This window comes from Tunturiibacter gelidiferens (genome assembly GCF_013410115.1).
GTDB classification, from domain to species: domain Bacteria; phylum Acidobacteriota; class Terriglobia; order Terriglobales; family Acidobacteriaceae; genus Edaphobacter; species Edaphobacter gelidiferens.
In genome coordinates this window covers 1971467-1997936 of sequence record NZ_JACCCV010000001.1, presented here as the reverse complement: position 1 = coordinate 1997936, position 26470 = coordinate 1971467, and the positions used below count along the sequence as shown (strand labels likewise).

The window sequence follows — 26470 nt, the reverse complement described above, 5'->3', positions numbered from 1 at the left end:
TGAGACTCTCAACATGCGAAACTTCGTACATGGAACTGCCCGACAAAGAGGCGTGCTACCGGGCTCTACAGAGCCGTGATCCGCGCTTCGACGGACTCATGTACGTCGGCGTGAAATCCACCGGAATCTACTGCCGCCCCGTCTGTCCGGCCCGCACCGCGAAGTACGAAAACTGCACCTTCTATCCCTCCGCAGCAGCAGCACATGAAGCCGGCTACCGCCCCTGCCTGCGTTGTCGTCCGGAGACCGCACCCGAACTGGCTTCGTGGCGCGGAACCTCGAACACCGTCTCACGCGCGCTTGCGCTTATAGCCGACGGTGCCCTCGACAGCGAAGGCAAGACCGTAGACGCGCTCGCCGAACGTCTGGGCGTCGGCGAGCGTCACTTACGCAGACTCTTCCTTCAGCACCTCGGAGCCTCTCCAATCGCCGTAGCACAGACCCGGCGCGTGCTCTTCGCCAAGCATCTCGTCCATGAAACCCGAATGCCCATGACCGAAGTTGCACTCGCCGCGGGCTTCAACAGCCTGCGCCGGTTCAACGAACTGTTTCAACAGCTCTTCCATCGCCCTCCCAGCGCACTCCGGCGAAAATCGTCCGTGAGCCGCCCAAACGCCTCGGCAGGTATCACTCTCCGCCTCCGCTATCGCCCGCCCTACGACTGGGAGTCCATGCTCACCTTTCTACAGGCGCGTGCCATTCCCGGTGTCGAAGTTGTAGAGAAGGGATGCTACCGGCGCACCGTTGAGATTGACGGATCAGTTGGGAGTATCGCCGTGACTCACCTCCCGCACCAACAGAGCCTCAGCGTAACCATCCACTTCACGTCCGTGCAGTCACTGCCTGCAATCGTAGCTCGGGTGCGTCGCCTCTTCGACCTCGGCGCGGACATCGAGACGATCGACGCACACCTCTCGCACGATCCGCAGCTCGCACCGTGGGTGGCGCTTCATCCAGGCCTGCGAGCGCCGGGAGGCTGGGATGGCTTCGAACTGGCTGTGCGCGCAATCCTCGGCCAGCAAATCACCGTCGCTTCGGCACGCAAGCTAGCAGGACAACTCGTCGCGCTTCACGGCAAGCCGCTACCGAAAAACCCCAGCGCCTCTCCAGGTCTGACGCATACCTTCCCCACCGCGAAGCGTCTCGCCACCGCAAAGTCACTAGGACTGGGCATGCCGGCTGCACGCTTAGCATCGTTGAAGGCGCTGGCGCAGGCTGCCACCGATGACCCCAACCTGTTCCGTCCCTTTGGGACAATCGAAGAAGCCATCGCACGTCTGCGCACCATTCCCGGCATCGGCGAGTGGACGGCCCAATACATCGCCCTCCGAGCAATCCGCGAGATGGACGCCTTCCCCGCCTCGGACATCGGCTTACTTCGCGGCGTTGCAAAGGTCGATGGAGCACCAGCAACTCCAAAGAGTCTTCTTCATCGCGCCGATTCCTGGAGACCGTGGCGCGCCTATGCGGCTCAGCACCTGTGGGCCGCAAACGCAAACGAAATCCTGCACACCGAGGGAGCACATGCCTGAACCTTTGAGTCTGCTAACAGATCGATTCGACACACCAATCGGCGAGATGATCATCGTGGCCGATCATGACGGAAACCTACGCGCCATTGAATGGACAGATCATGAAGAGCGCCTGCAAAAGTCCTTGCGGCTTCACTATGGTCGCAACGGGTTCAAGCTTGAGCCAGCCAATAATCCGTCTGGCTTATCCAATGTGATGAAGCGTTACTTCGCAGGAGAGCTTGCCGCGATAAACGAGCTCCCGGTACGCACAGCTGGCACGCCATTTCAACGCGAGGTCTGGCGCGCACTGCGACAGATTCCACACGGCACAAACCTCTCCTATGGAAAGCTGGCCGCGCAGATCGGCAGGCCCAAAGCCGTCAGAGCAGTCGGGCTCGCCAACGGCTCCAACCCCATCGGAGTGGTCGTCCCCTGTCACCGCGTCATCGGATCCAACGGCTCCCTCACAGGCTACGGTGGAGGCATCGAGCGCAAACGCTGGCTCCTGGAGCATGAAAACAAACACCAGCCCGCACACCTTACGCTAAAACTCACTTGAGAATACAATCGCAACAGCAAAAAAATAATTCTTGGGACAAATGTATCCAACGCCCTCGCTTCTTCGTCAAACTTCACAACGATGAAAAAAGCTCTTCACCTCTTCGCAACGTTGCTCTGCCTCCTGACGATCGCCGTCAGCGCAGCGACCTGTGCAGAGCTTTCGCTACCGAAGCAATCCTCATGCGATCATTGCCCGAAACAATCTCCGCTCGATCACCACTCTCCCGCCTGTTGTAGCGCGCAGCAACAACAGCCGTCTGCGATCGTCTCCAAACCGGTCGAGACGCAGGCCCAACTTCACGTTGTCGCCGTCTTCGCATCCTCCAATAAAATCTTCATCCCGCTGGACGCAGCCGCCCCACGATGGGCCGCTCCACCGCCGCTTCCTCCCCGCACTCCGCTTCGAATCTGATTCCTTCTTGATCTAGCGCCGTGTCACAGCGTCCTCCCGCGCTGCCTCCCGACAACGCACGCCTCAAGACAAGGAATCTCCATGCGCTCCATCCTGCAAGCGGCCCTGCTCTCATCGTTCTTTTTAGCTCCGCCTCTCGCCCTGTCCCAGACAGGTCAAAGTTCCATGCCCAACATGCCAGGCATGCAAATGGACTCCCCTCAAGCATCCACCACCGCGACGCCCTCCATGAAGATGGACATGGACATGATGAAGCCGCCATCAAACCTCATCGACACCATCCTCAATCACACCACCTCCGGCACCAGCGCCGAACCCGCCTCCACTCCCGTCTCCATGATCATGCGCAGCTATCGCGGATGGATGCTCATGCTCCACGGCACCGCCTCCATCTCCGAGACGCAGCAGCACGCCGCCTCCAACCCCACTGGCCCATCCCCTGACACCTGCACGCAGTTCAACCTCCCCTGCGCAACCCCCGTCACTCGCGGCGGCGACAAGCTCTTCTCCACCAACTGGATCATGCCCATGGCCATGCGCCAACTCGGCGACCACGGCCAATACGGCCAACTCACCCTCCGCACCATGCTCTCGCTCGAACCCGCCACCATCAGCAGCCGCCGGTTCCCCGAGCTCTTTCAGCAAGGCGAAACCGCCTTCGGCAAACCCATCATCGACGGCCAGCACCCGCACGACTTCTTCATGGAAGTAGCCGCCCTCTACGACCTCCGCCTCGGCAAACAAACCCTTCTCAGCCTCTACGCCGCCCCCGTAGGCGATCCCGCCATTGGCCCCACCGCCTACCCGCATCGCCTCTCGGCCTCCGAAGATCCTATCGCCGCTCTCGGTCATCATCAGGAAGACTCCACCCACATCGCCTTCAACGTCTTCACCGGCGGCATCACCTGGCGCTGGCTTCGCTTCGAAGAGTCAGGCTTTCACGGCGCCGAACCCACCGAACAGCGCTGGGGCTTCCAACCCTCCCCCAACGGCCACGCCATCGACAGCTACTCCTCCCGCATCACCTTCGCACCAACAAAAAACATCAGCACCCAATTCTCCATCGCCCACATCGTCAGCCCCGAAGCCCTCTACCCACGCGAAGACCAACAGCGCCAAACCGCCTCCATCATGTACAACCTCCCCTTCGGCCGCTCAACGCCAGACGGCGGCCACGCCAACAACTGGTCAAATAGCCTCATCTGGGGCCGCACAAAATCCCTCACCGACAACAGCAAAGAAAACTCCTACCTCCTCGAATCGCTCCTGAAGTTCCGCACCCGCAACTACGTCTGGACCCGCATCGAAAACGCCGGCCGCTCCAATGAACTCCTCCTCACCCCCGGTTCGGCGCTCCCACCCAACTTCACCGAATCTCCCATTGGCCACGTCGCCGCCTACTCCTTCGGCTACGACCGTGACTACCGTGTAGCCCCCCACCTCCTCGCCGCCCCAGGAGCTCAGTTCACCACCTACACCACACCCGCGCCCCTCATCTCAACCTACGGAGCCCACCCCTTTGGCGTCGTAGCCTTCGTCCGCTTCCGCATCACCAGGTAACTGGCGCTCTTCATCCGCCCAAGGCCACTGCCTCGGCCTTTGCTTTTGTCGTTGCCTGTTCTTTTGTTGTCATCCCGTAGGGACCTGCAGTTGCCGTTGGCATTTGTCGTTGCCTGTTCTTTTGTTGTCATCCCGTAGGGATCTGCGGTTGCCGTTGGCATTAACGACCATCGTCAGGAAACGTCAATGAGTTGACCCTTATACCACTGCAAATCATCGTCACTCAAGTTCCAGCAAAGCCGCTAAAGTTATACCAATAGATCATGAATCTCTTCGTCGCCACCACCAACCCAGGCAAGCTTCGCGACTTCGCCGCCACAGCCTCTCCGCAAATCACACTCACTCCCCTACCCAACCTCAAACAAATCCCCGCACCCGCAGAAGACGAGCCCACCTTCGAAGGCAACGCCCGCATTAAAGCCATCTTCTACTCCCACCACGCCCCCGGCGAAATCGTCATCGCCGACGACTCTGGCCTCGAAGTCGACGCCCTCCACGGAGCGCCCGGCGTCCGCTCCGCCCGCTACGCCGATGATCACAACTTCTCCCCGAGAGACTTGCCCGACAACGTTCCTCACACCCCCGACGAGCGCAACAACCTCTATCTCCTCTCCAACCTCACCGGCATCCCTCTCACCGAGCGCAGCGCCCGCTACCACTGCGTCCTCGCCGCCGCACGCAACGGCCGCATCCTCGCCATCGGCCACGGAACCGTCGAAGGCGAGATCCTCCCCGCCCCACGCGGCACCGAAGGCTTCGGCTACGACCCCCTCTTCTACCTCCCCGCTCAAAACAAAACCATGGCAGAGCTCGACCTAACCTCCAAGCTCACCTTCAGCCACCGCGGCCGAGCCTTCGCCGCCCTGCTCCCGCAACTGCTTCCACATGCTTGATAGACTTCCCGCATGCTACCCACTCTCTACATCGATCACCTCGTCTTCCGCGTCGAAGACTTAGAACCGACAGCAAAGTTCTATCGCGCACTCCTCGGCGAACCCACCGCACAAGGCAAAGACTTCCTGGTTTACAAGATCGGTGACGCCACCCTTTTCTTCACACCCTCCGCCAAACCCTCCGCCCCCTACAACAAAGAGTTGCCCGGCCTGAACCACCTCGCCCTCGGAGTTCATGATCCCGCCGACCTCCGCAAAATCGAGGATCACCTCAACAACTCCGGCCTCAAACACAGCGGAATCGGCATCGACTCCCACGGCGGCAAAGAGTACATCTGGTTCAACGACCCCAACGGATTCCGCCTCGAGTTCTACTGCCGCCCAGCGTCGGAATAAAGCCTCGCAAGAATCAGAAGCACACCGGTAATCGACGCGATGCGACTTAATCGCACAAACATAACGATAACCGCACAAAATCCAGCACTTTCCTTGACGCTGCCAATCCCAGGCGGAATAATCGCGGTGCTGCACTTTTTACACCTCAGCCCAAGTGCATCCATCACGATTTCAAGGAGTCCCCATGGCCACCGCCGCCTCGCCAGCACCTCCTGCCACCCCCCATTCCCAGGGAACGCTCAAGGGTGTGCAACCTCTCCGCGCCGGCCAGGGCCACTCCTTCCTCTGGCACAAACTCCACTCCCTCTCCGGCATCATCCCCATCGGCGCCTTCCTCGTCGAGCACATCGTCTCCAACTTCGAGACCCTCAACGGGCCCCTCGCCTACGCCCAGCAGGTCAAGTTCCTCAACTCCCTCCCGCTGGTACGCGTTCTCGAGTGGGCCTTCATCTTCATCCCCCTCGCCTTCCACGCCCTCTACGGACTCTTCATCGCCTTCCGCGGCCGCGTCAGCGTCAACGTCTACCCTTGGGCCTCCAACTGGATGTACCTCTCCCAGCGCATCACCGGCATCATCGCCTTCTTCTATATCGTCCAGCACGTCTGGCGACAGCGCTTCAGCGGCATCTCCCTCCCCGAGAACCCCGGCGCAGCCTTCCATAAAGTACAGGTTGAACTTTCGAACCCCTGGATGCTCGCCATCTACGTCATCGCGATGATCGCCACCACGTGGCACTTCGCCTACGGCATCTGGCTCTTCGCCGCCAAGTGGGGCATCACCCCCGGCGAAAAGGCTCGCAAGAAATTCGGCTACGTCTGCACCGCCTTCGGCCTTGCTCTCTGCATCATGGGCCTCGCCAGCATCTACGCCGTCGTCTACATGTACCCGAACGCTCCCGTCGACGTAATGCCCGCCCAACCGGCCGGCATAGCCCTACCCGCCCCAACAGTCCCACCACCAAATTCAACAAACCCAGACCAACCGGGCGAGGTTCGGTAAAGCTGCTTGGCTATTGGATTGATTGATCAATTCTTCGTTCCTGTTTGAATTTTCAGATCGTTCGTAAAGCTGAAGGCAATCATGATGTTTCAAGGGATGTTTCGTTCTAAGGTCAAATGGGCCAGTCTTTCGTTGGTCGCCCTGTCACTCGCCGGCCTGTGCAGTCTCTATCAGGTGATGTTCGACGTATGGATGACAGCGTACCCGTATGCAAATCCAACCGAATGGCGAGCGCGATTTTATATCCGGCTGACGACGACCATCGTGATCGGATTCTTATGGAGCTTCGTTGCTCTGTGGTTGTTTCGACAAAGACATAGATAATCAGATTTCACTAGGAAGAAGCTCATGGCAGCAACACCCAGAATCATCGTAGTAGGCGGCGGACTAGCCGGACTAGCCGCCGTCATTAAGATCGCCGAAGCGGGCGGCAAGGTCGACCTCTTCTCCATCGTCCCCGTCAAGCGCTCCCACTCCGTCTGCGCCCAGGGAGGCATCAACGCCGCCAAGGACCTCAAAGGCGAAGGCGACTCCGTCCTCAAGCACTTCGACGACACCGTCTACGGCGGCGACTTCCTCGCCAACCAGACCCCCGTCAAAAACATGACCGCCCAGGGCCCCGCCATCATCGATCTCCTCGACCGCATGGGCGTCCCCTTCAACCGCACCCCCGAAGGCCTCCTCGACTTCCGCCGCTTCGGAGGCACCCTCTACCAGCGCACCGCCTTCGCAGGAGCAACAACCGGCCAGCAACTCCTCTACGCCCTGGATGAGCAAGTAAGAAGATACGAAGCCGAAGGCAAAGTCACCAAGTACGAAGGCTGGGAGTTTCTCTCCGCCGTCCTGGGCTCCAAGGGCGAAGCCCGAGGCATCTGCGCCATGGATCTCCGGTCGATGGAGACGAGAACATTCCCCGCCGACGCAATCATCATCTGCACCGGAGGCAACGGAGCCATCTTCGGAAAGTCCACCAACTCAGTAGTTTGCACCGGCTCAGCTCAATCAGCACTTTACCAGCAGGGAGCCTTCTACGCGAACGGCGAGTTCATCCAGGTCCACCCCACCGCCATCCCCGGCGAAGACAAGCTCCGCCTCATGTCCGAGTCCGCCCGAGGCGAAGGCGGCCGCGTCTGGGTCCCCAAAGACAAGAACGACAAGCGCGTAGCCCGCTCCATCCCCGAGTCCGATCGCTGGTACTTCCTCGAAGAGTGGTACCCCAAGTACGGCAACCTCGTCCCCCGCGACGTCGCCACCCGCGCCATCTTCAAAGTCGTCTACGAGCACGGCATGGGCATCGATGGCCAGCCCATGGTCTACCTCGACCTCACCCACCTCCCCAAGGAACGCCTCAACAAACTGGAAGGCATCCTCGAGATCTACGAGAAGTTCGTTGGCGACGACCCCCGCGAAGTCCCCATGAAGATCTTCCCCGGCATGCACTACACCATGGGCGGCCTCTGGATCGACTTCGACCAGCGCACCAATATCCCCGGCGTTTATGCAGCCGGAGAAGCAGATTATTCGATTCATGGCGCCAATCGACTCGGAGCCAACAGCCTCCTCTCCTGCATCTACGGAGGCTTCGTCGCCGGCCCCCACGCCCTCGCCTACGCCAAGGCCCTCCCCGCGCCGGAAGGCGACGGTGGCCACGCCGCCGAACTCGCCCGTCAGAAGGAGTTCAACAACGCCCTGCTCAACAACAAGGGTACCGAAAACCCCTTCAAGCTCTGGCGCGAACTGGGCGACACCATGACCAAGCACGCCACCATCATCCGCTATAACGCTGGCCTCGACGAAGCCGACGCCAAGATCGTCGAACTCCTCGACCGCTACCGCAACGTCAACCTCTCCGACAAGAGCCAGTGGGCCAACACCAGCTTCGCCTTCACCCGCCAGCTCTACAACATGCTCGAACTCGGCCGCGTCATCGTCCAGGGCGCACGTCTCCGCGACGAATCCCGCGGAGCCCACTACAAACCCGACTTCCCCGAACGCAACGACGAAAAGTTCCTCAAAACCACCAAAGCCAGCTACAAAAACGACGCCCCCGCCTTCGAGTTCGAAGAGGTAGACATCAGCCACATCACCCCACGTCCCCGCCGCTACGACGCCACCGCCTGACAAACGCCCTAAGATCCTGATCAACCCCGCTCATAGCCTGACAAACACCGTCCTAAACAGATGCCAGCCTACCCACAAAAATCGTCATCTCGACCGAAGGTGGCGCACTTTGCCGCCGAAGCGGAGAGACCCCCGTATTTGTCCTTGCCGTTGCCTGTTCTTTTGTTGTCCTTGCCGTTGCCTGTTCTTTTGTTGTCATTCCGCAGCGCAGCGGAGGAATCTGCTTTTCGCCTCGTCGCTGCACCACAGTGGCAGCCAGCAACAAAAAGACCCAACACGACGGATCTCCCTAAAACCCGCCAACACCGTCTAACCGGGCATGGAAAACATCACTTTCGTCTACATAGGCCTTGCCCTCGTATACGCAGCGGTCATGACGTATATGTATCTCTACACCACGCACCTTCACCCCAACGAGCGGACCATGGCCCTCAAAGGCCGTCTTCCGATCAGCAAAGAAGAGGGCATAGCGGTCGCCACTCTGGAGAAAGAACGCCTGCACAAAACCGGCAGCTTCTAATCCACGCCTCGCCGACTGCAGCCCGCATCACCAAACGCCTCCAGCTAACCCCCACGCCGAAGGCACAGGATATGTGCAGGCCCTAAGGAGCAGTCGCATGCCCAGCACCATCAAAGTCGAGATCAAGCGCCAGTCCACCCCGGACGCCCCCTCCACCACCGAAAAATTCGAGATTCCCTATCGCCCGGGCATGAACATCACCTCGCTCCTCGGCGAGATCGCGCTCAACCCCGTCGACGTCTCCGGCCGCGCCACCACGCCTATCACCTACGATGCCAACTGCCTCGAGGAGATCTGCGGCTCCTGCGCCATGCTCATCAACGGCAAAGCCCGCATGGCCTGCTCCGCCCTGGTCGACAAGCTCACCGGACCAAATCGGGATCAGCCCATCACCCTCGCCCCGCTCTCCAAGTTCCCCGTAGTCCGCGACCTCGCCGTAGACCGCTCCGTCCTCTTCGAAAACCTCAAGAAGGTCAAAGCCTGGGTCCCCATCGACGGCTCCTACGACCTCGGCGCCGGCCCCCGCCAAGCTCCTCAAATCCAAGAGCAGCGCTACCCCCTCTCGAACTGCATCTCCTGCACCATCTGCATGGAGGTCTGCCCCCAGTTCAACGACGTCACCAACTTCGTCGGCGCAGCCACCATCGCTCAGGCCAAGCTCTTCAACATGGACCCCTCCGGCTCCGTCCTCGAAGAAGAACGCCTCCGCGCCTTAGCAGGAGATGGCGGCATTCAGGAGTGCGGCTTCGCACAAAACTGCGTCCAGGCCTGCCCCAAACAGCTCCCCCTCACCGAAGCCATCTCCGACATGGGCCGCGACGTCTTCATCCAGCAAGTCAAAGACCTCTTCGCAAGATAGGATGTAGATTGAATCACCCTCTGATGCCGCGATCGCTTAGGAGTACAGGTTCTCTAGTCGTTTTCCTGCTTCTTCCGTCTCTGGCACGACCAGAGTCATTGCAAGATAATCCCGCAGCTGCGGCGCCACCAACGGCTTCTCAATCACAACCGCTGGAAATCGCTAAAATTGGAAAAGACGTTTCAGCACCTGTTTTGATTCATTCAACCAATCCAAACATCCCAAAGTCTGTTCACAAAGCGAAGCTTAATGGTTTTGTGATTGTGAACTTCTATGTGGAACCTGACGGAACAACGAGCAACGTTCACATTTACCGCACCATCATCAAAGGAGCTAATAGCCCTGATCAAGTGCTGTGAAAGAACTCGAACAGTCAGCTATCGGTGCTGTTCAAAGCTACAAGTTCAAACCTTCCAGAAAAAACGGGCAGCCGGTTCGCGTCGAACTCAACGTTCAGATCCACTTCGAAAGCTAGCCGGATGTTCTAGATCGCCATCTCACACATGCGCACTCTTTTTCGACTTGGTTGTCTCTCACTCCTCTTCGGCGCACTCTCCTACACAGCCTTCGTCATGACCGACGGCAGAGGCTCATGGCCCAGCACACCAAAGTACCTGGTCGTCCTGGGCATGTACGGCTTCACCGCACTCGGCGTCGCCCTCCTGATCGCAGTATGCCTAGCAAGACTAATCAGCTTCTCTCGCTCCAACAAATAGCCGGGTGCTCCATCCATCGCAGTCTCTTCGTGATGGGATGGAAAGGTAAAATCCCACCTCGCTCGCGTCAAAATACAAGCCACTCAACCGCACCATAAGCGTCAAACCGATAAGCTCGTATCAGGAGAAAAAATGATCCAACTAGCAGACGCCCGCCGCATCATCGCCGCCGCCGAAAAGAAGGCCGAAGAACTAGGCCAGCCCATGAACGTAGCCGTAGTCGATGAAGGCGGAAACCTCATCGCCTTCGAGCGCATGGCCAACGCCTGGCTCGGCTCCATCGACATCGCCCAAAAGAAGGCCTGGACCTCCCGCGCCTTCGACATCACCACCAAAGACCTCGGCGACAACTCACAATCCGGCAACCAGTTCTTCGGCATCCATGCCTCAAACAACGGCAAAGTCATGATCTTCGCCGGTGGCATTCCCCTCAAAAAAGAAGGCAAGGTAGTAGGCGCCATCGGAGTCAGCGGAGGCTCAGGAGTTCAGGATCACTCTGTAGCCGAAGCCGGCGCAGCCGCTCTCTAAAAAGCCCTCAAACAAACACGGAGACGCCCCGCCGGCCCGCGGGGCATCTCCGCCTCGTTACTGCTCTGCTAAGCAATCACTTCGAAAAGATTGAGTTAGCCGGAGTGGTCTCTTCGTTCGAATGAATCCGGTTCTCAGCACGTTTTGCACTCTGCATCGCCGCGTGGTCCATCTTCTCCTGCTTCGTCTTGCCAACTTCAGTTGCAGATGCGTTTGATTCAATCGCTTCGTGGGAAGGACGTGCTCCGGTCTTCGAAGAATTCATACCCTGTGCCATACATCACCTCTCCCTAGACAGATGGCATCGCACTGTCTCGAGGTTGCTCCGCCATCCAAGCCTTACGTACGTCAAAAAAATAAAAAACTTCGAAAAACTTGGCGCATTTTTCGTCATTCAAAAATGTGGTGCAACAACACCACGTTAGCCACACAATTCACCACAACCACACCCCAAAAACACCACACCAATCACCGACTTTTTCTCAAAATCCCCCCAAAAATCATCTTTCCCCACGCATAAAAAAACAAAAAAAATCGCGCCGCGAAATCCTAAGCAGACCAAAACCATCCCTTGCTACAATCGGCTATCCCATCAGTGGAAAGTGTGGCGACCCAACATGCACAAACGCGGCATCTTCGTCTCTGCCCTGCTCATTCTCACCATCCAGGCCCACCCCCAGACAAAATCAATGACTGATCCCGCCGCCGTCCATCAATCCGCCATCGTCATCGACACTCACGCCGACACCCCTCAACGATTCGTCGACGAACACTGGGACTTCACCGATCCCCTCAACGGCGGCATGCTCAACTACTCGAGCGCCAAACAAGGCAACCTCGACGCGCAGTTCTTCTCCATCTGGGTCGACCCCGGCCAATACTCCGCCAACGCCAGCGCCCACCGCACTCTCTCGCTCATCGACGGCACCCTCGAGCAGGTCCGTAAACACCCCGACAAACTCGCCCTCTGCGTCTCCGCCGACGACATCATCGCCACCCACGCACAAGGAAAGTTCGCCGTCCTCATGGGCATCGAAGGCGGCCACTCCATCGAAAACGATCTCGGCCTTCTCCGCGACTACTATCGCCTCGGCGTCCGCTACATGACCCTCACCTGGTCCAACACCAACAACTGGGCCGACTCCTCAGGCGACATCGAGGACGAAAAAGTCCACCATCACAACGGCCTCACCCCCTTCGGCAAACAAGTCGTAGCAGAGATGAACCGCCTCGGCATGATGGTCGACATCTCCCACGTCTCCGATAAAACCTTCTGGGACGTCATCGCCACAACTCGCACTCCCGTCATCGCGTCCCACTCCTCAGCCCGCGCTCTCACTCACGCCGCCCGCAACATGACCGACGAGATGCTCCTCGCTATGAAGAAGAACAACGGCGTCGTCATGGTCAACTTCTTCCCCGCCTTCATCGACGAGAACTGGCGCAAAGCCTGGGCCGCACAGGAACCCGAACGAAAGAAAGCACAGCAGGCCCTCGAAGCCGACTACCAAGCCAAGGGCCTCCCCGTCCCCTACACCGCCTCCGACAAGGTCGACCGCGAGTTCGCCGCAAAGATCGGCCGCGCGCCCTTCAACTCACTCATCGATCACTTTGATCACGTCATCAAGATCGCCGGAATCGATCACGTCGGCATCGGCACCGACTTCGACGGAATCCCGGTCCCACCCGCCGGCATTGACTCCGCAGCCGACCTGCCAAAGATCACAGCCGCTCTCATGGCTCGCGGCTACACCGCCGACGACATGCACAAACTACTCGGAGGCAACCTGCTCCGCGTCTTCCGCGATGTGCAAGCCGCCTCCGATCACAACCCATAGCCAATCTGCCATCTGACGCGCAGAGAAAACTAAACCTTCTCAGCGATCAAACTAATCTTGTGAATCTTCGGAGCCTCCGAAAACAGCGTCTCCGCATTCGCCATCAACGCCTTCGCAATCTCCCCATTCAGATGAGCATCGCGCCCTGCTTCATCGTTGAAGGTGTCGAACACGCCAAAAAACCCACCTTTATCTTCCTTGAACCCATACCAGTGCACGGTCCCAGCCTCTGCTTTCGCCATCTCCGCACCTTTCTTCAGGAAAGCCTCGACATCCGCTTCTTTCCCCGGTTTCGCCTTCAACTCCGCATACAACGCAAACTTCGCCATCTCAAAATCCTCCTGCCAGTGAGATGCCGAAATTCAAACTCCGTTACAAGCTTATGCATCTGAGTCGCAAGAGGTACCACATGCGTCGAGACAAACCATCTGTCCTAAGAGGAATCGTCACAGGAATCGCTGCGGGTATCACCGCGACCCTCATCATGGATCAGTTTCAAAAGCTCGTTGCAGCAGGCCAAAAAGTTGCTGAGAAGCAGATTAAACTGACCCAGGGAGAGCCGGAAGACAAGATCGTCCATGATCAACAGCAACAGGAACGCCAGGCCGCTCAACAAGAGGGCTCAACTGAAATCGTTGCTCGTAAGATCGCGGAAGTTTCGGGAACCCAACTCGACGACGAAAAAAAGAAAGCCGCCGGCCAGGCCGTTCACTACACCTTTGGCACGCTGATGGGAGTCGTTTATAGCGTCTCGGCGGAACTCCTTCCCGAAGTCACCACCGGCGCCGGAACCGCCTTCGGCACTCTTCTCTTCCTCGCCGCAGACGAAGTCGCCGTGCCCGCCCTCCAACTCTCGCCGTCTCAGACAGACACTCCAGCCACCGACCATCTCCAACACTGGGCCGCGCACGTCGTCTACGGGGGCTGTCTGGAACTCATGCGCAGCCTCATTCGACGCATTCTGTGATCACACCCCACATTGCCCCCACCGCCCGTCTGCGTTAGCCTGTTTATTGGAGCTACAAACCGCATGATGCTTCGTACTCTCGCACTCTCCCTGGCCTTCGCCGCATCCGTCCAGGCGCAGTCGACCCCGCCGCCCCCCGCCGACGCTCTACCCGACGCTCCCAGCACCACCAGCAACATCAAGGCTCCCGTCGTCCCCACCGGCCCCACCGCCGTCATCGACACCACCATGGGCCGACTCACCTGCAAGCTCTACGACAAACAAGCCCCCGTCACCGTCGCCAATTTCATAGGCCTCGCCGAGGGCACTAAAGACTGGACCGACCCCAAAACCCTTCAAAAGATGCACCATCAGCCCTACTACAACGGCACCACCTTCCATCGCGTTATACCCAACTTCATGATTCAGGGCGGCGATCGTGTTGGCGACGGCACCGGCGACCCCGGCTACTTCTTCCAGGATGAGATCGACCCCGACCTCACCTTCGACCAGCCTGGCCTCCTCGCCATGGCCAACGCAGGCCCCGGCCCATCCGGCGGCGGCACCAACGGCTCACAGTTCTTCATCACCGAAGCCGAAGTCCCGCAACTCAACGGCAAACACACCATCTTCGGCCAGTGCGACGCCCACACCATTCTGCTCGTAGCCTCCATCGCGCGCGTCGATCGCAACTCCAGCGACAAGCCGCTTACCCCGGTCGTCATCAATCGCGTCACCATCGTCCGCGAGGGACAGCCAATTCCTCCTCTCCCCGTGGCATCCACCGCAGCGCCCGCGACTCCAGCCGCCGCAGCAGCACCGCCCAAATAACCTTCCGGCCTCCGCGATCCAAACGGAAACGCCTCTCTGCTAACAAAGCAATCAACCTGTCACTGCAAGGAGATTTCGAAATGCCAACCAAACCAGGCACTTATGCCACCTTCAAGACCAGTGAAGGAACCGTCGTCTGCGAGCTCTTCGAGAAGGACGCACCAGAAACCGTAGCCAACTTCATCGGCCTCGCCGAAGGCACGAAGGAGTGGAACAGCCGCAGCAAGAAGGGCGCAAAGCTCTACGACGGAACCATCTTCCACCGCGTCATCCCTCAGTTCATGATCCAGGGCGGCGATCCTGAAGGCACCGGCATGGGCGGCCCCGGCTACAAATTCGCCGACGAGACCAAGGGCTCCAAGCATGGCTTCCAGGAGAAGGGCAAGCTCGCCATGGCCAACGCCGGCCCCAATACCAATGGCAGCCAGTTCTTTATCACAGTCGCCGACACCAGCTGGCTCACCGGCAAACACACCATCTTCGGCGAAGTAGTCGAAGGCTACGACATCGTCGAGAAAATCTCCAAGGTCAGTAAAGACGGCATGGACCGCCCCAAAACCCCAGTCGTCCTCGAGTCCGTCACCATCGAACGTATCGCCTAACCAACAGCTCGCAATCCAACAAAAGGCCCGCTCACAAGAGCGGGCTTTTCTCATGAAGCAACACCATCGGCAACGCATGATATCTTCACTTACCAAGAAGCCTATGGACACATCGACGGACACCTTCTATGACGATTTGGCCGACCACTACCATCTCATCTTCAAGGATTGGAGCCAAAGCATCGAGAGACAGGCAGCAACTCTCGGCCCGTTGTTGGAGAGATACACAAACCAAGTCGCGCCTCTTGTTCTGGACTGTGCCTGCGGAATAGGAACTCAAACGCTTGGATTATCCATGCGAGGGCACAGCTTGGTCGCCTCTGATCAAAGCCGAGCCTCCGTCGCACGCGCAGCAAGAGAAGCCAGCCTTCGAGGACTGAAGATTCAGTTTCACGTAGCAGACATGCGTGATCTCAGTCCCATCCCCGAAGAAAACTTTGATGTCGTTCTAGCCGCAGACAATGCGCTACCCCACCTGCTCTTCAGAGAAGATCGCGATCAGGCATTACGCGAGATAGCTGGCAAACTGAGACCCGACGGCATAGTGGTAGCGACGATTCGAGACTACGATCACCTGATTCAAACACGTCCGTCCATACAAGCCCCCTCAATGTACGGACCAAGAGGCCAGCGCCGCATCGTTCATCAGGTCTGGGATTGGGACGGCGAGGAATACGACGTCCATCTCTATCTCTCCTTCGAAAGATCAGCACAATGGACGGTAAAGCATTACGTCTCCCGTTATCGCGCCTTACTCCGAAACGATCTCTCCACCTCTCTTCACGATGCCGGCTTCACCACGATTCAGTGGCTTGAACCCGCAGAGACAAAGTTCTATCAGCCTGTCCTCATCGCAAGAAAGTAAAGAGTGCTCACCTCATCCTGGGCATGATTCAAAAAAAGAGCGGTCCGTTTTAGCGGGCCGCTCTAAACGTTCTGACTTCGCAGCAGCGCTCTTACGCCACCCCAATCACAGTGCAAAGCTCCTTCACCGAATCAGCACTCTTCTGCAGCGCCGCCTGCTCCTCCGGCGTCAGCTTGATCTCAATAATCTGCTCGAGTCCCTTCGCCCCAAGCTTGCAAGGCACGCCAACATATAAGCCCGTGATCCCGTACTCTCCCTGCAGATAAGCCGCACAAGGCAAAATCTTCTTCTTATCCTTCAGGATCGCCTCAACCATCTCCACCGCCGCAGCGCTCGGGGCGTAGTAAGCCGAACCTGTCTTTAGGTGTTTCACAATCTCCGCGCCGCCATTGGCCGTACGCGTCTCCAACTCCTTCAACCGATCCGGCGCAATCAACTCCGTAATCGGAATTCCCGCCATCGTCGAGTACCGCGACAGCGGCACCATCGTATCGCCATGGCCCCCCAGCACAAACGCCGTCACATTCTCCACCGAAACCTTCAACTCCTCCGCGATAAACGTCCGGAACCGAGCCGAATCCAAAACACCAGCCATCCCAATCACGCGCTCACGCGGAAACCCAGCCTGCTTGAACGCCGTCTGCGCCATTGCATCCAGCGGATTCGACACCACAATGATGATCGTATTCGGCGACGCCTTCACCACCTCGCCCACCACCTTCGACATAATCCCATGATTCGTCGTCAGCAGATCGTCGCGACTCATCCCCGGCTTGCGCGCAATCCCCGCCGTAATCACCACCACATCGGAGTTCGCGGTATCCGCATAATCGTTGGTCCCGATAATGCTGCAGTCTCGCTTCTCAATCGGCATCGCCTGCAGCAGGTCGAGCGCCTTCCCCTGCGGCACCCCCTCGACAACATCCAGCAACACCACATCCGCAAGCTCCTTCGCCGCAATCCAGTGCGCAGCAGTCGCTCCCACGTTACCTGAACCAACAATAGTTACCTTCTTCCGCATCATCTCTCCTTATCGCGTCGCGTACCGCTATCACTCTCTATTCTAGAGTCGACCCGCGGGCTTCGCGTTCAATATCGCCCACGCCGAACGAATACCGCACACTCCCCAAGACAAACAAAATGGGGACAGCTTAGAAACTGCAAGCCATCCCCACCCTTTACTACATGTTCTCGATCATGCGCGTCGCAAACTCGCTCGTCTTCGCCTTCGTCGCACCCTGCATCCCGCGCTCGAAGTCGTACGTCACGAACTTCTGCCCAATCGTCTTCTCCATCGAGCTTTCGATCAGCCTCGCCGCCTCGGTCCATCCCAGAAAATCAAACAGCATCACGCCCGAAAGAATCACCGACCCAGGATTGATCACATCTTTGTCCGCATACTTCGGAGCCGTGCCGTGTGTCGCTTCGAACACTGCGTATCCATCGCCGATATTCCCACCCGGCGCAATTCCCAACCCGCCGACCTGGGCCGCAGCAGCATCCGAAATATAATCTCCATTCAGATTTGTCGTCGCCAGCACGCTGTAGTCCTCAGGCCGCAAAATAATCTGCTGAAAGATCGAGTCCGCAATCCGATCGTTGATCAGTATCTTCGTCTTCCACTTGCCGCCGCCGTGCGACTCACCAATCGAAGCCAGAACCGACTTCACCTCAGCGATCACCTCTTCACCAAACTCCTTGGCCGCAAACTCAATGCCCGGCTCAATCAGTGCAGCGTTCTCCTCCGGCGTCAGCTTAGGATTCGCCTCGACGTTACCCAGAATCCAACTCTCGCGCTCTGTCACCGTCTGCTCACGAAACTCCTGCGAAGCAACCTCATACCCCCACTCGCGGAAGGCCCCTTCGGTGAACTTCTGAATATTTCCTTTATGCACCAGCGTCACGGTCTTGCGTTTGTTATCGAGCGCATACTGAATCGCCGCTCGCACCAGTCGTTTCGACCCCGTAATCGAGATCGGCTTCACCCCCACACCCGAGTCCAGCCGAATCTTCTTCTTGGTCCCCTTCAGCATGTCGTCGTTCACAAACGCGATGAACTTGTCAGCCTCAGGCGTACCCTGCCGAAACTCGATCCCCGCATAAATGTCCTCCGTATTCTCCCGGAAGATCACCACATTCAACTTCTCCGGATGTTTCACCGGGCTCGGCACACCCGCGTAGTACTTCACCGGCCGCACGCACTGGTAAAGATCCATCAACTGCCGCAGCGCCACATTCAAGCTGCGAATCCCACCACCCACCGGCGTCGTCAGTGGCCCTTTGATCGACACGCGAAAATCCACTGTAGCTTTCACCGTGTCATCAGGCAACCAGTTCTTCGTCTGGCGATAAGCCTTCTCCCCTGCCAGCACCTCATACCACGCCACTGACCGCTTCCCGCCATAAGCCTTCGCCACGGCCGCATCGAACACTCGCTGCGAAGCCTTCCAGATATCTCGCCCCGTCCCATCTCCCTCGATAAACGGAATAATCGGATGGTCGGGAATCGTAAACTTCCCGTTGCTGTACTCGATCGCCTGCCCATTCGCCGGCACTGGAATCCCGTTGTAGCTCGTTTGCATCGTCATCGTCTCCGCAGAAGAAATCGAAGACCGAGGCTACCATCCACGCAAGACGAGTGGCAACCGGTATGCGGCACACGCGTGCGTTTATCGAACAAGATAATAATCCACCGTCGACACCACGCGCACCTTCTTCATGATGCTCGCGTCCGAGCTTGGCATGCCTGAGCCGCCTTCATCCTGTGCGACGACCCCTTCCTCAATTCCACCCGCAGGCGAGATTGAGAACACTCCCTGATTCGCCGAACGAATCGACCCCACCTGACTTCCCGAATCCGCCGCAAACCGATCCGCCGAAGCCCGCGCATTCCTCGTCGCCTCTGTAATCATGTCCGGCTTCAACGCATTCAGCCCCGTAAATTCATACCGAATCCCACCCTGCCCGTTCCCTCCACCAACTACGATCCCCGCCTGCACCAGCTCCGCCGTCTTCTGCCCCGCCTTCGCAATCCTGTCCACGTCCTTCGACTGCACCGTCACCGTCTGCTCCACAATGTATCGCGGCCCGGTATTAGTCCCGCCGTATTCATTCGCCAGCTTGTCCGTTACCTTAATCTGCCCCACCGAAATCTCGTTCGGTTGCACTCCCTGCGTCGCAAAGAACTTCAACACCGAATTCTTATCTGTCTCACTCTTCGCAAATACCTGCGGCAGATCGTTCCCCGCCTCCTTGAAACTCACCGGCCAGATCGCATTATCGGACTTCACCGTCCGCTCCACCAGCCCCTTCACCGTCACGTACCGATCCGCCAGCTTGATGTCCTTAATCTGCGACCCCAACACCCATCCACCCACCACCAACCCCAGCAGCAAACAAACTCCAACCACCGCCGCAGGCGCCAACAACGAAGATCGTTCCGTCTCCAACTGAACCCTCCGTCCGCACAACACGAGCAGAATGCAGCACCCGATTCCTTATGTCAACATTATGTGAACCGGACTGCTTGTTGCCCTCAATCAATCGGAGAGCTTGTAAGGCTGTTGTACGAGTGAGAGGATGGCTGGCATGACGAACTCCCCCAGCCGCAGATTCACCGTGGCATGCTGCACATATATTGCGGTTGTCGCTCTGACTTTCTTGTTTGGATTGGCCGTCAAGGATGCGGACGGAGTGTCGTTTATCCCTACTATCATCGTTACGCTTCCGTGGTTTTTTATCTCCTCCATTGATTCATTACCGCACTGGCTTTTTTCTTTTCTGACGGCGTTCTATGATCTCCCGCTGTTTTTTTTGTCGGCTCTTCTTAACATTTGCTTTGCGGAGTTGGTAAGGCGCTTTTACATTCCTAATTCGAATTGACCGGATTTTCCCGTTTTTGTTGGGATAAAACGAAAGCCCCCGCGATTAGCGAGGGCTTTGCAAACATACATGGGCAAACTTCAGAAGATATTCCAGAGCAGCTGGTTATAAACATCGTGGTGGAACTGCACCTCAGGCGCCTTCACGATCGTCCCCAGCAACCGCGCACAACGATCCGCCGACGCTTGCTTCAGGTCGGCATACCGAGCCTTCACATCCTCGCCCAGCAGCTCCGTCGTCCACTCCGCCTCACGGAAGTTCTCAAGCGCCGTGTAGATGTTATCTGGAAGATATCGCTCCGCCTGACGCAGGTTCTTGATCTTCGAGGTCTCACCATGCAGCCCGCTCTTGAAGATCGAGTACAGCACCAGGTAAGGATTCGCATCCGGCCCAACCGAACGAACCTCCACGCGCGCCGACTTCTCATTCCCAATCGGAATCCGAACCATCGATCCTCGATCCGTCGCCGAAGCCTTGATCTGATTCGGCGCCTCAAAGTGAGGATCGAGCCGGCGATATGCATTCACACTCGCATTCAGCAGCAGGCAAATATCATTGCCGTGCGTCAAGATACGATCCGTAAACTGCCACGCCATCTTCGAGATCTTTTCTTCACCCTTCGGATCCCAGAAAAGATTCTTCCCGCCCTTGGTAATCGAGATATTCGTATGCATGCCGCTGCCATTTACGCCCACCACGGGCTTTGGCAGAAAGCTCGCCGTCATACCCATCTGTGTCGCCACCTGCCGACAGATCAGCTTGTAAAGCTGAATCTGGTCCGCAGCTGCAACCACCTCGCCATAGCTGTAGTTAATCTCAAACTGCGAAGGCGCCACCTCAGGATGGTCTTTCTCATTCTCAAAACCCATCGAGCGCTGAACTTCAGCCGTCGTGTCGATGAACTCCCGCAGCGGATCCCCGGGCAGCGAGTGATAGTACCCGCCCTTGTTCACATACTCGAAGCTCCCCGTATCGTGATAGCTCCGCTCAGCGTCGATGCCTTCAAACAGAAACCCTTCAATCTCATTCGCCGCATTCAACGTGTAGCCGTTCTTATCGAACAGCTCCTGCGAAAACTGCTTCAGCACCCCGCGAATATCAGCACTGTACGTCGCGCCGTTCTTATCGATCACCTCGCCGAACACCATCACCTTGCCCGCGCCAAACACATCCGCCGGCACCCAGTAAAATGCGCTCCAGTCGATCCCCAGCCGCAGATCGCTCTCCCGCTGCGCCGTAAATCCGCGAATCGACGAGCCGTCAAACGTGAGGTTGTCGTAGCTCTTCACCAGGAACTTCTTGTCGTAGTCCAGCATGTGCAGACGGCCTTCGAGATCGCTGAACAACACCGTCACGGCCTTGATCCGCCTCTCATCGGTCAGGTACTTCAACCGCTCTTCACGAATCACATCGGCCGCAACCCGGTTCCTGCGCTGCTCCTTCGCCGCAAGGTTCAGGTCCTCGAGTTCGCCATACGAAAGCTCCAGAAAATCACGAAATTCGCTCAAAATAACACTCCTTCTGCAATGAGATACACGTCCTGCTGCAACCGCTGGGAAAGATGTTTTTAGGTGATTGGAAGAGGGCGTGCCCGACCGTGATCTGACCGCTCTATCAATCAAAAGTAACAGAAAATTCACCGGCAATAAAGCAAACTTCGCCAGTCAGCGCAAAGACGCCGCGCGACAATCGCTCTTCCCCACGTCTGAATCGCGGCGCCCCGTCACAACGTCTAATCACTTGTCTGTCCGAACCCTCGGCGAAAAGGATACCCATGCAATACAAAACTCTCGGCGACACCGGCCTCCTCGTCTCCACCCTCTGCTTCGGCACCATGACCTTCCACGGCGGCACCGGCCTGTTCCGCGCCATCGGCACCGTCGACCAAACCGGAGCCGACGAACTCATCAAGTCCTCCATCGATGCCGGCATCAACTTCTTCGACACCGCTGACGTCTACTCCGAAGGCGAGAGCGAAAAAGCCCTCGGCCAGTCCCTAAAAAATCTCAACATCGCCCGCAACAGCGTCGTCATCGCCACCAAAGTCTTCGGACGCACCGGCCAAGGCCGCAACGACGTCGGCGCCTCCCGCGGTCACATCATGGACGCCGTTGACGCCAGCCTCCGCCGCCTCCAGACCGACCACATCGACCTCTACCAGATCCACGGCAACGACACCGTCACGCCCATCGAAGAGACCCTCCGCGCCCTCGACACCCTCGTCCAGCAAGGAAAGGTCCGCTACATCGGCGTCTCCAACTGGCAGTCCTGGAAGATCGCCAAGGCCCTCGCCATCTCCCAGTTCAAAAACCTCGCCCGCTTCGACACCCTCCAGGCCTACTACTCCATCGCCGGCCGCGACCTCGAGCGCGATCTCGTTCCTCTCCTCGAAGCCGAGAAGACCGGCCTCCTCGTCTGGAGCCCACTCGCCGGCGGCCTGCTCTCCGGCAAGTTCTCCCGCGAAAATCAGCGCCCCGAAGGCTCCCGCCGCTCCGAGTTCGACTTTCCCCTCGTCGACAAAGAGCGCACCTGGCGCATCCTCGACGTCATGGCCCCCATCGCCAAGGCCCACAACTGCAGCCCAGCCCGCATCTCTCTCGCGTGGCTATTGGCAAAGCCCGTCGTCACCTCCATCATCATCGGAGCGAAACGCCTCGACCAACTCGAAGACAACCTCGCCGCAGTCGACCTAAAGCTAACCACCGATGAACTCAAACAGCTCGATGAAGTAAGCGCACTCCCACCCGAATACCCCGGCTGGATGCTCCCCTTCCAAAGCTCCAACCGCATCGAGCCCATCGCCCGCACCGTGCCAGTCACGCCGAAGAGCTAGCCTTATGAAACTCTGATTAAGCGCCGCTCCCGAGTTTTGCTGTCATCCTGAGCGGGAGCGAAGGATCCCGATAAGCTTCACATCCCCCATACCATCAAAGCCTTTCGACCCCGGGGTGCCCCATTCATGCAGTCTCATCGCATGAGTGGGCATTCGCGCCCCGCGCGAACCGCTTTCCATCGAGCCGCCAATCACCCAAAGATTAACCTCTTGCAAATAACCCGTTTCCTGGCCGCCAACAGCCTCATCTCGCGCAACAAACGCCTATAAACTTGAATCAGGATCATCATGACGACAACCAGCAGCAAGACCACCCCCAACAAACGCATCGGCCTCATCCAGATGTCCTGCGTCCCCGACACCGCAGCCAACCTCGACAAAGCCGCCGACCGTGTCCGCGAAGCCGCCCGCGCCGGAGCCAACGTCATCTGCCTCCCCGAGCTCTTCCGCGCCCAGTACTTCTGTCAGCGCGAAGAGCACGCCCTCTTCGACACCGCCGAGTCCATCCCCGGCCCCTCCACCGAACGCCTCAGCGCCATCGCGAACGAAGAAAAAGTAGTCGTCATCGCCAGCCTCTTCGAGCGCCGCGCACCCGGCCTCTATCACAACACCGCAGCCATCCTCGAAACCGACGGCAGCATCAAGGGCATCTACCGCAAGATGCACATCCCCGACGACCCGCTCTACTACGAGAAGTTCTACTTCACCCCCGGCGACCTCGGCTTCAAAGCCATGAAGACCACGCAGGGCGACATCGGCACGCTCGTCTGCTGGGACCAGTGGTACCCAGAAGCCGCCCGCGAGACCGCCCTCCGCGGCGCCAACACCCTCTTCTACCCCACCGCCATCGGCTGGCACCCCTCCGAGAAAGCCGAGTACGGCGAAGCCCAGTACTCCGCCTGGCAGATCACCCAGCGCGCCCACGCTATCTCCAACGGCGTCTTCGTCGGCGCCGTCAACCGCGTAGGCCACGAGCACGGCGACGTCATCCACAACGGCGTCGAGATGCGCGGCCCTGGCGACCACACCCCAAGCTCAGGCCTAGAGTTCTGGGGCGGCAGCTTCATCGCCGACCCCTTCGGCCGTGTCATCGCGCAAGCCTCCCACGACAAAGAGGAGATCCTCATCGCAGAGATCGACCTCAAGCTCCAGGAAGACACTCGCCGCAACTGGCCCTTCCTCCGCGACCGCCGCATCGACGCCTACAACGGCATCACCAGCCGCTTCATCGACTAGAACTCACGACTTCACAGATCCTTCACTGCGGCGTCATTCTGCACGAAGTGAAGGATCTGCTTGGCGTAGGTCTGACTCTTGATCGCTATTCCTTTTTCGCCGGACGGGCAAACGTAGCTGGCGAGGTGACAAAGCCATCCGTTAGCGTTTGAAGGAAGGCAACAACATCGTCTTCCTCAGCGCTGGTTAAGCCCAGATTGCCCAACTGCGTCGTGTTCAGGGTGGCCGGGTACTCAGGCGCTGGCCAGCAGGTCACCTTCTCGCCGGGTGAACCCTGCGCGCAACGCGGCAGTGCCTGTGAGGTGTTATAGAAGTGAACGACTTCTTTCAGGCTCTTTAGATACCCGTTGTGCATATACTCCTTCACGAAGGTGGGGCTCGGCTTCTTGTCGACGTTGCGCGCGGTGGGCGTTTGGAACATACCGTTAAACAGTGGCGCAAGCTGTTTCCACTGCAGCGTATTCGGATTGGGCGCAGCGCCCGTGCCGTTCAGAAACCCTCCTACTCCCAAATCGACGAAGGCGAAGCCCAGGGGATTCGCGGTGTATCCAAACTGGTCAGGCTTGTTCTCGCAATAGTACGGAAGAGCCAAATTCTTGGGGAGCCCAATATTGTTTGCCGTGAAATCGGTGAAGAGCGGTCCCACATCGGCCGGCGCCTGGCTATTGGTCGAACCTACCGCGGTGCCGCTCAGATGGCATTGATTGCAACGCGCTTTGCCATTGAACAACGTGTAGCCGTTCAGTTCTGCGGGAGTCAAGGTCGCATTGCCGGCGAGATAGGCGTCGAACTTCGAGGAGAAACCACTGACATCGGGGGAAGATTCATACGATGCCATTGACATCGCTATATGGTCATACGTGGTGTCTGATGTTCCCCGATCAACAGTACTGAGATGTACCGGGAGTGGATCGTTCGTTGGAGGTGGGCCTGGCTTGGCGCATACAGCGGCCACATTCGAAGGCCAACGGATCGCGAACGATTGAGCGCCCCAGATCAGTGTGATCAGCGAAGCATATTGGCTCTCTGACGCCTTCCAAACCACGCATGCCGTGTCGATATTTCCCATCTCCACAGGATTCACCGGCGGTCCTTCTGCCTGTTCTGCCGCTGGATTGCCGAGGCGGATTCCAGTGGCGCGCATATCCCAGAAATTGCCGCCATAGAAACTATTCTGCGTTGCGTTGTAGTGCAGGATTGGCGCGAAGGCGGCGTACGCATAACTTTGGGGATTTCTTGGACCGATACGGTAGTTCGGCTCTGGCGGAGTTGCATTGGTGATTGCAGTCCCTCCAGGCTGAGCAGCGGTGGTTGCATTGAAGACACTCGAAGCGCCTCTGAATCCTGTGTACGGTACATGGCAGGTCGCGCAGGCTATGTTCTTGGCGGGGGACAGGTTCACATCGTAAATCTCGGTTTTACCGAGCAAGGTGAGCTGGTGATACAGGTCCAGCGAAGGCGCCTGTTCGACCTGCTGGAGCAGGCTTGATTCAGTGAGGGTGATAAACGCGTTCGCAATCACGACATCCGGGTCTTCGTGGGCTCCGCCAGGGAGCAACGAAGCAATGTTCACATTCCTGCTGCACACGGAGAATGGCGGTATGACCGTTGCGGCGGATGGCGATGCTTGACTTTGTCCGTGCACGATGTGATGGGAAAAGGACATGACAGCCGCGACCGTCGCACAGCCCGCGGCTAGTGCTAGCAATCTAGTCTGGTTCATGGGGAACCCCTATTTAGGTCGTTAGGGTTCGGATAGGACGAATGGCTCGCCCAAGCTAGGCGATCGCAGCGACGCTTTCGCGGATACTTCTGATATTTACCCGAACAGGGAGGTAACTCTTGGACCTTGGGAGCTGCTCCTCAAACAAAGGGAGCCAATGAAACACTCAATCGCACTGAGAAAGACTGACCTGGAAATCACCCGGAAACAATTAGGCCTATCTGACGTGCCGAAAGATTATGAGTCCATGGAGAAGGAATGTCAAGAAGGAATGCCAAGGTAGACGCAGTGCGGCGGGGACGCTCAAAGAGAGAGCCCCCCACCTCTCCTGTTGTTTTTCTTAAGCTTCTCTGTCAACCCCTAAACTCACCCAAACCCCCATCCATCAACGGCATCCACATGGCATATTAGTTACCCCCCGCCAGCTATACTTAAAAACAGAGTACCGACAGGTGCAAAGCACGGCCCCGGTTCACCAGAGTGTGACTCAAATCTGGTACCTTGCCTCAATCGTGTACCCAAAGTACGACGTGAAATCTTTTGGATGGAAGACTTTACGCAACTAAGACGGGAGGGAGGGGGGTACCTTCCCGAAAGGAACGGCACTCGAGTGACCAGCACCAACCACAAACTG

Annotated in this window: 29 protein-coding genes; 21 read left to right on the top strand and 8 right to left on the bottom strand. The window is 58.1% G+C overall.

The features are described 5' to 3' along the window. The first annotated feature begins 29 nt into the window (after nt 1-29). The 14 genes from HDF12_RS08475 (at nt 30) to HDF12_RS08410 (ending at nt 11080) form a co-directional block, all read left to right on the top strand. Nucleotides 30-1532, top strand: coding sequence for an AlkA N-terminal domain-containing protein (locus tag HDF12_RS08475; RefSeq protein WP_179582076.1), 1503 nt, complete (start codon nt 30-32; stop codon nt 1530-1532). After that, entirely contained in the window at nt 1525-2073 is a 549-nt protein-coding gene (ogt, locus tag HDF12_RS08470) for a methylated-DNA--[protein]-cysteine S-methyltransferase (RefSeq protein ID WP_179582075.1), read from the top strand. The genes HDF12_RS08475 and ogt overlap by 8 nt, the downstream gene beginning before the upstream one ends. A gap of 81 nt (nt 2074-2154) precedes the next feature. After that, on the top strand, nt 2155-2487 hold the full coding sequence (locus HDF12_RS08465; RefSeq protein WP_179582074.1) for a hypothetical protein: 333 nt from the start codon (nt 2155-2157) through the stop codon (nt 2485-2487). 189 nt (nt 2488-2676) lie between these two features. Then, nucleotides 2677-4047: a hypothetical protein gene (locus HDF12_RS08460; protein ID WP_257025429.1), complete on the top strand. Its 1371-nt coding sequence runs from the start codon at nt 2677-2679 to the stop codon at nt 4045-4047. Between the two features lie 263 nt (nt 4048-4310). Continuing rightward, nucleotides 4311-4940: a non-canonical purine NTP pyrophosphatase gene (locus HDF12_RS08455; protein WP_179582072.1), complete on the top strand. Its 630-nt coding sequence runs from the start codon at nt 4311-4313 to the stop codon at nt 4938-4940. Between the two features lie 12 nt (nt 4941-4952). Next, nucleotides 4953-5336 carry a VOC family protein gene (locus HDF12_RS08450; RefSeq protein WP_179582071.1) on the top strand — a complete coding sequence of 128 codons (384 nt, stop codon included), beginning with the start codon at nt 4953-4955 and terminating at the stop codon, nt 5334-5336. A gap of 184 nt (nt 5337-5520) precedes the next feature. Next, nucleotides 5521-6336 carry a succinate dehydrogenase/fumarate reductase transmembrane subunit gene (locus HDF12_RS08445; RefSeq protein ID WP_179582070.1) on the top strand — a complete coding sequence of 272 codons (816 nt, stop codon included), beginning with the start codon at nt 5521-5523 and terminating at the stop codon, nt 6334-6336. Nucleotides 6337-6684: 348 nt separating this feature from the next. Then, the gene (sdhA, locus tag HDF12_RS08440; RefSeq protein WP_179582069.1) at nt 6685-8457 is read left to right on the top strand and encodes a succinate dehydrogenase flavoprotein subunit; all 1773 of its coding nucleotides are present in this window, start codon (nt 6685-6687) and stop codon (nt 8455-8457) included. A gap of 319 nt (nt 8458-8776) precedes the next feature. Then, the gene (locus HDF12_RS08435; RefSeq protein WP_179582068.1) at nt 8777-8977 is read left to right on the top strand and encodes a hypothetical protein; all 201 of its coding nucleotides are present in this window, start codon (nt 8777-8779) and stop codon (nt 8975-8977) included. A gap of 97 nt (nt 8978-9074) precedes the next feature. Beyond that, the gene (gene sdhB, locus HDF12_RS08430) at nt 9075-9836 is read left to right on the top strand and encodes a succinate dehydrogenase iron-sulfur subunit (protein ID WP_179582067.1); all 762 of its coding nucleotides are present in this window, start codon (nt 9075-9077) and stop codon (nt 9834-9836) included. A 98-nt stretch (nt 9837-9934) separates the two neighbouring features. Continuing rightward, nucleotides 9935-10195 (top strand): hypothetical protein, encoded by a 261-nt coding sequence (locus tag HDF12_RS08425; RefSeq protein WP_179582066.1) that lies wholly within the window; start codon nt 9935-9937, stop codon nt 10193-10195. Then, nucleotides 10192-10311, top strand: coding sequence for an energy transducer TonB (locus HDF12_RS22835; protein ID WP_179582065.1), 120 nt, complete (start codon nt 10192-10194; stop codon nt 10309-10311). The genes HDF12_RS08425 and HDF12_RS22835 overlap by 4 nt, the downstream gene beginning before the upstream one ends. 28 nt (nt 10312-10339) lie before the next feature. Beyond that, a complete protein-coding gene (locus tag HDF12_RS08415) occupies nt 10340-10552 on the top strand; it encodes a hypothetical protein (protein WP_179582064.1) in 213 nt (70 codons plus the stop codon). A 132-nt stretch (nt 10553-10684) separates the two neighbouring features. Next, nucleotides 10685-11080, top strand: a complete 396-nt coding sequence (locus HDF12_RS08410; protein WP_179582063.1) for a GlcG/HbpS family heme-binding protein — start codon at nt 10685-10687, stop codon at nt 11078-11080. Nucleotides 11081-11156: 76 nt separating this feature from the next. On the opposite strand, the gene HDF12_RS08405 is transcribed toward HDF12_RS08410, so the two are convergent. Next, nucleotides 11157-11357, bottom strand: a complete 201-nt coding sequence (locus HDF12_RS08405; protein ID WP_179582062.1) for a hypothetical protein — start codon at nt 11355-11357, stop codon at nt 11157-11159. Between the two features lie 340 nt (nt 11358-11697). Here HDF12_RS08405 and HDF12_RS08400 point away from each other — a divergent pair, with 340 nt between their 5' ends. Beyond that, nucleotides 11698-12918: a dipeptidase gene (locus HDF12_RS08400; protein ID WP_306458000.1), complete on the top strand. Its 1221-nt coding sequence runs from the start codon at nt 11698-11700 to the stop codon at nt 12916-12918. Nucleotides 12919-12947: 29 nt separating this feature from the next. Here HDF12_RS08400 and HDF12_RS08395 read toward each other — a convergent pair whose 3' ends face one another. Beyond that, the gene (locus HDF12_RS08395; RefSeq protein ID WP_179582061.1) at nt 12948-13247 is read right to left on the bottom strand and encodes a putative quinol monooxygenase; all 300 of its coding nucleotides are present in this window, start codon (nt 13245-13247) and stop codon (nt 12948-12950) included. 80 nt (nt 13248-13327) lie between these two features. On the opposite strand from HDF12_RS08395, the gene HDF12_RS08390 reads away from it, so the two are divergent. The 4 genes from HDF12_RS08390 to HDF12_RS08375 all read left to right on the top strand — a co-directional run bounded on the left by HDF12_RS08390 (nt 13328) and on the right by HDF12_RS08375 (nt 16162). Beyond that, complete coding sequence (locus HDF12_RS08390; RefSeq protein WP_179582060.1) at nt 13328-13885, top strand: DUF1440 domain-containing protein; 558 nt, start codon at nt 13328-13330, stop codon at nt 13883-13885. Nucleotides 13886-13948: 63 nt separating this feature from the next. Beyond that, nucleotides 13949-14695, top strand: a complete 747-nt coding sequence (locus tag HDF12_RS08385; RefSeq protein ID WP_179582059.1) for a peptidylprolyl isomerase — start codon at nt 13949-13951, stop codon at nt 14693-14695. Between the two features lie 80 nt (nt 14696-14775). Next, the gene (locus HDF12_RS08380) at nt 14776-15297 is read left to right on the top strand and encodes a peptidylprolyl isomerase (RefSeq protein ID WP_179582058.1); all 522 of its coding nucleotides are present in this window, start codon (nt 14776-14778) and stop codon (nt 15295-15297) included. Nucleotides 15298-15400: 103 nt separating this feature from the next. After that, the gene (locus HDF12_RS08375; RefSeq protein ID WP_179582057.1) at nt 15401-16162 is read left to right on the top strand and encodes a class I SAM-dependent methyltransferase; all 762 of its coding nucleotides are present in this window, start codon (nt 15401-15403) and stop codon (nt 16160-16162) included. Between the two features lie 91 nt (nt 16163-16253). Here HDF12_RS08375 and mdh read toward each other — a convergent pair whose 3' ends face one another. From mdh to HDF12_RS08350, 5 genes are all read right to left on the bottom strand, one after another. After that, nucleotides 16254-17186: a malate dehydrogenase gene (gene mdh / locus HDF12_RS08370; protein ID WP_246373508.1), complete on the bottom strand. Its 933-nt coding sequence runs from the start codon at nt 17184-17186 to the stop codon at nt 16254-16256. Between the two features lie 157 nt (nt 17187-17343). Further along, nucleotides 17344-18744, bottom strand: a complete 1401-nt coding sequence (locus HDF12_RS08365; protein ID WP_179583534.1) for an NADP-dependent isocitrate dehydrogenase — start codon at nt 18742-18744, stop codon at nt 17344-17346. An 87-nt stretch (nt 18745-18831) separates the two neighbouring features. Continuing rightward, the gene (locus HDF12_RS08360; protein WP_257025424.1) at nt 18832-19611 is read right to left on the bottom strand and encodes an SIMPL domain-containing protein; all 780 of its coding nucleotides are present in this window, start codon (nt 19609-19611) and stop codon (nt 18832-18834) included. Nucleotides 19612-19701: 90 nt separating this feature from the next. Further along, nucleotides 19702-19878, bottom strand: coding sequence for a hypothetical protein (locus HDF12_RS08355; protein ID WP_179582056.1), 177 nt, complete (start codon nt 19876-19878; stop codon nt 19702-19704). Nucleotides 19879-20124: 246 nt separating this feature from the next. After that, the gene (locus HDF12_RS08350) at nt 20125-21555 is read right to left on the bottom strand and encodes a glutamine synthetase family protein (RefSeq protein ID WP_179583530.1); all 1431 of its coding nucleotides are present in this window, start codon (nt 21553-21555) and stop codon (nt 20125-20127) included. Nucleotides 21556-21818: 263 nt separating this feature from the next. On the opposite strand from HDF12_RS08350, the gene HDF12_RS08345 reads away from it, so the two are divergent. After that, a complete protein-coding gene (locus tag HDF12_RS08345) occupies nt 21819-22877 on the top strand; it encodes an aldo/keto reductase (protein WP_179582055.1) in 1059 nt (352 codons plus the stop codon). A 288-nt stretch (nt 22878-23165) separates the two neighbouring features. Continuing rightward, a complete protein-coding gene (locus HDF12_RS08340) occupies nt 23166-24113 on the top strand; it encodes a carbon-nitrogen hydrolase (protein WP_179582054.1) in 948 nt (315 codons plus the stop codon). Between the two features lie 85 nt (nt 24114-24198). On the opposite strand, the gene HDF12_RS08335 is transcribed toward HDF12_RS08340, so the two are convergent. Beyond that, nucleotides 24199-25686: a cytochrome-c peroxidase gene (locus HDF12_RS08335; RefSeq protein ID WP_179582053.1), complete on the bottom strand. Its 1488-nt coding sequence runs from the start codon at nt 25684-25686 to the stop codon at nt 24199-24201. Nucleotides 25687-26470 lie beyond the last annotated feature (784 nt).

What these genes read in the sequence shown, in the direction of transcription:
- HDF12_RS08475 (WP_179582076.1), top strand. Translation starts at nt 30, where the DNA reads ATGGAACTGCCCGACAAAGAGGCGTGCTACCGGGCTCTACAGAGCCGT.
- ogt (WP_179582075.1), top strand. Translation starts at nt 1,525, where the DNA reads ATGCCTGAACCTTTGAGTCTGCTAACAGATCGATTCGACACACCAATC.
- HDF12_RS08465 (WP_179582074.1), top strand. Translation starts at nt 2,155, where the DNA reads ATGAAAAAAGCTCTTCACCTCTTCGCAACGTTGCTCTGCCTCCTGACG.
- HDF12_RS08460 (WP_257025429.1), top strand. Translation starts at nt 2,677, where the DNA reads ATGGACTCCCCTCAAGCATCCACCACCGCGACGCCCTCCATGAAGATG.
- HDF12_RS08455 (WP_179582072.1), top strand. Translation starts at nt 4,311, where the DNA reads ATGAATCTCTTCGTCGCCACCACCAACCCAGGCAAGCTTCGCGACTTC.
- HDF12_RS08450 (WP_179582071.1), top strand. Translation starts at nt 4,953, where the DNA reads ATGCTACCCACTCTCTACATCGATCACCTCGTCTTCCGCGTCGAAGAC.
- HDF12_RS08445 (WP_179582070.1), top strand. Translation starts at nt 5,521, where the DNA reads ATGGCCACCGCCGCCTCGCCAGCACCTCCTGCCACCCCCCATTCCCAG.
- sdhA (WP_179582069.1), top strand. Translation starts at nt 6,685, where the DNA reads ATGGCAGCAACACCCAGAATCATCGTAGTAGGCGGCGGACTAGCCGGA.
- HDF12_RS08435 (WP_179582068.1), top strand. Translation starts at nt 8,777, where the DNA reads ATGGAAAACATCACTTTCGTCTACATAGGCCTTGCCCTCGTATACGCA.
- sdhB (WP_179582067.1), top strand. Translation starts at nt 9,075, where the DNA reads ATGCCCAGCACCATCAAAGTCGAGATCAAGCGCCAGTCCACCCCGGAC.
- HDF12_RS08415 (WP_179582064.1), top strand. Translation starts at nt 10,340, where the DNA reads ATGCGCACTCTTTTTCGACTTGGTTGTCTCTCACTCCTCTTCGGCGCA.
- HDF12_RS08410 (WP_179582063.1), top strand. Translation starts at nt 10,685, where the DNA reads ATGATCCAACTAGCAGACGCCCGCCGCATCATCGCCGCCGCCGAAAAG.
- HDF12_RS08405 (WP_179582062.1), bottom strand. Translation starts at nt 11,357, where the DNA reads ATGGCACAGGGTATGAATTCTTCGAAGACCGGAGCACGTCCTTCCCAC.
- HDF12_RS08400 (WP_306458000.1), top strand. Translation starts at nt 11,698, where the DNA reads ATGCACAAACGCGGCATCTTCGTCTCTGCCCTGCTCATTCTCACCATC.
- HDF12_RS08395 (WP_179582061.1), bottom strand. Translation starts at nt 13,247, where the DNA reads ATGGCGAAGTTTGCGTTGTATGCGGAGTTGAAGGCGAAACCGGGGAAA.
- HDF12_RS08390 (WP_179582060.1), top strand. Translation starts at nt 13,328, where the DNA reads ATGCGTCGAGACAAACCATCTGTCCTAAGAGGAATCGTCACAGGAATC.
- HDF12_RS08385 (WP_179582059.1), top strand. Translation starts at nt 13,949, where the DNA reads ATGATGCTTCGTACTCTCGCACTCTCCCTGGCCTTCGCCGCATCCGTC.
- HDF12_RS08380 (WP_179582058.1), top strand. Translation starts at nt 14,776, where the DNA reads ATGCCAACCAAACCAGGCACTTATGCCACCTTCAAGACCAGTGAAGGA.
- HDF12_RS08375 (WP_179582057.1), top strand. Translation starts at nt 15,401, where the DNA reads ATGGACACATCGACGGACACCTTCTATGACGATTTGGCCGACCACTAC.
- mdh (WP_246373508.1), bottom strand. Translation starts at nt 17,186, where the DNA reads ATGATGCGGAAGAAGGTAACTATTGTTGGTTCAGGTAACGTGGGAGCG.
- HDF12_RS08365 (WP_179583534.1), bottom strand. Translation starts at nt 18,744, where the DNA reads ATGCAAACGAGCTACAACGGGATTCCAGTGCCGGCGAATGGGCAGGCG.
- HDF12_RS08355 (WP_179582056.1), bottom strand. Translation starts at nt 19,878, where the DNA reads ATGATAGTAGGGATAAACGACACTCCGTCCGCATCCTTGACGGCCAAT.
- HDF12_RS08345 (WP_179582055.1), top strand. Translation starts at nt 21,819, where the DNA reads ATGCAATACAAAACTCTCGGCGACACCGGCCTCCTCGTCTCCACCCTC.
- HDF12_RS08340 (WP_179582054.1), top strand. Translation starts at nt 23,166, where the DNA reads ATGACGACAACCAGCAGCAAGACCACCCCCAACAAACGCATCGGCCTC.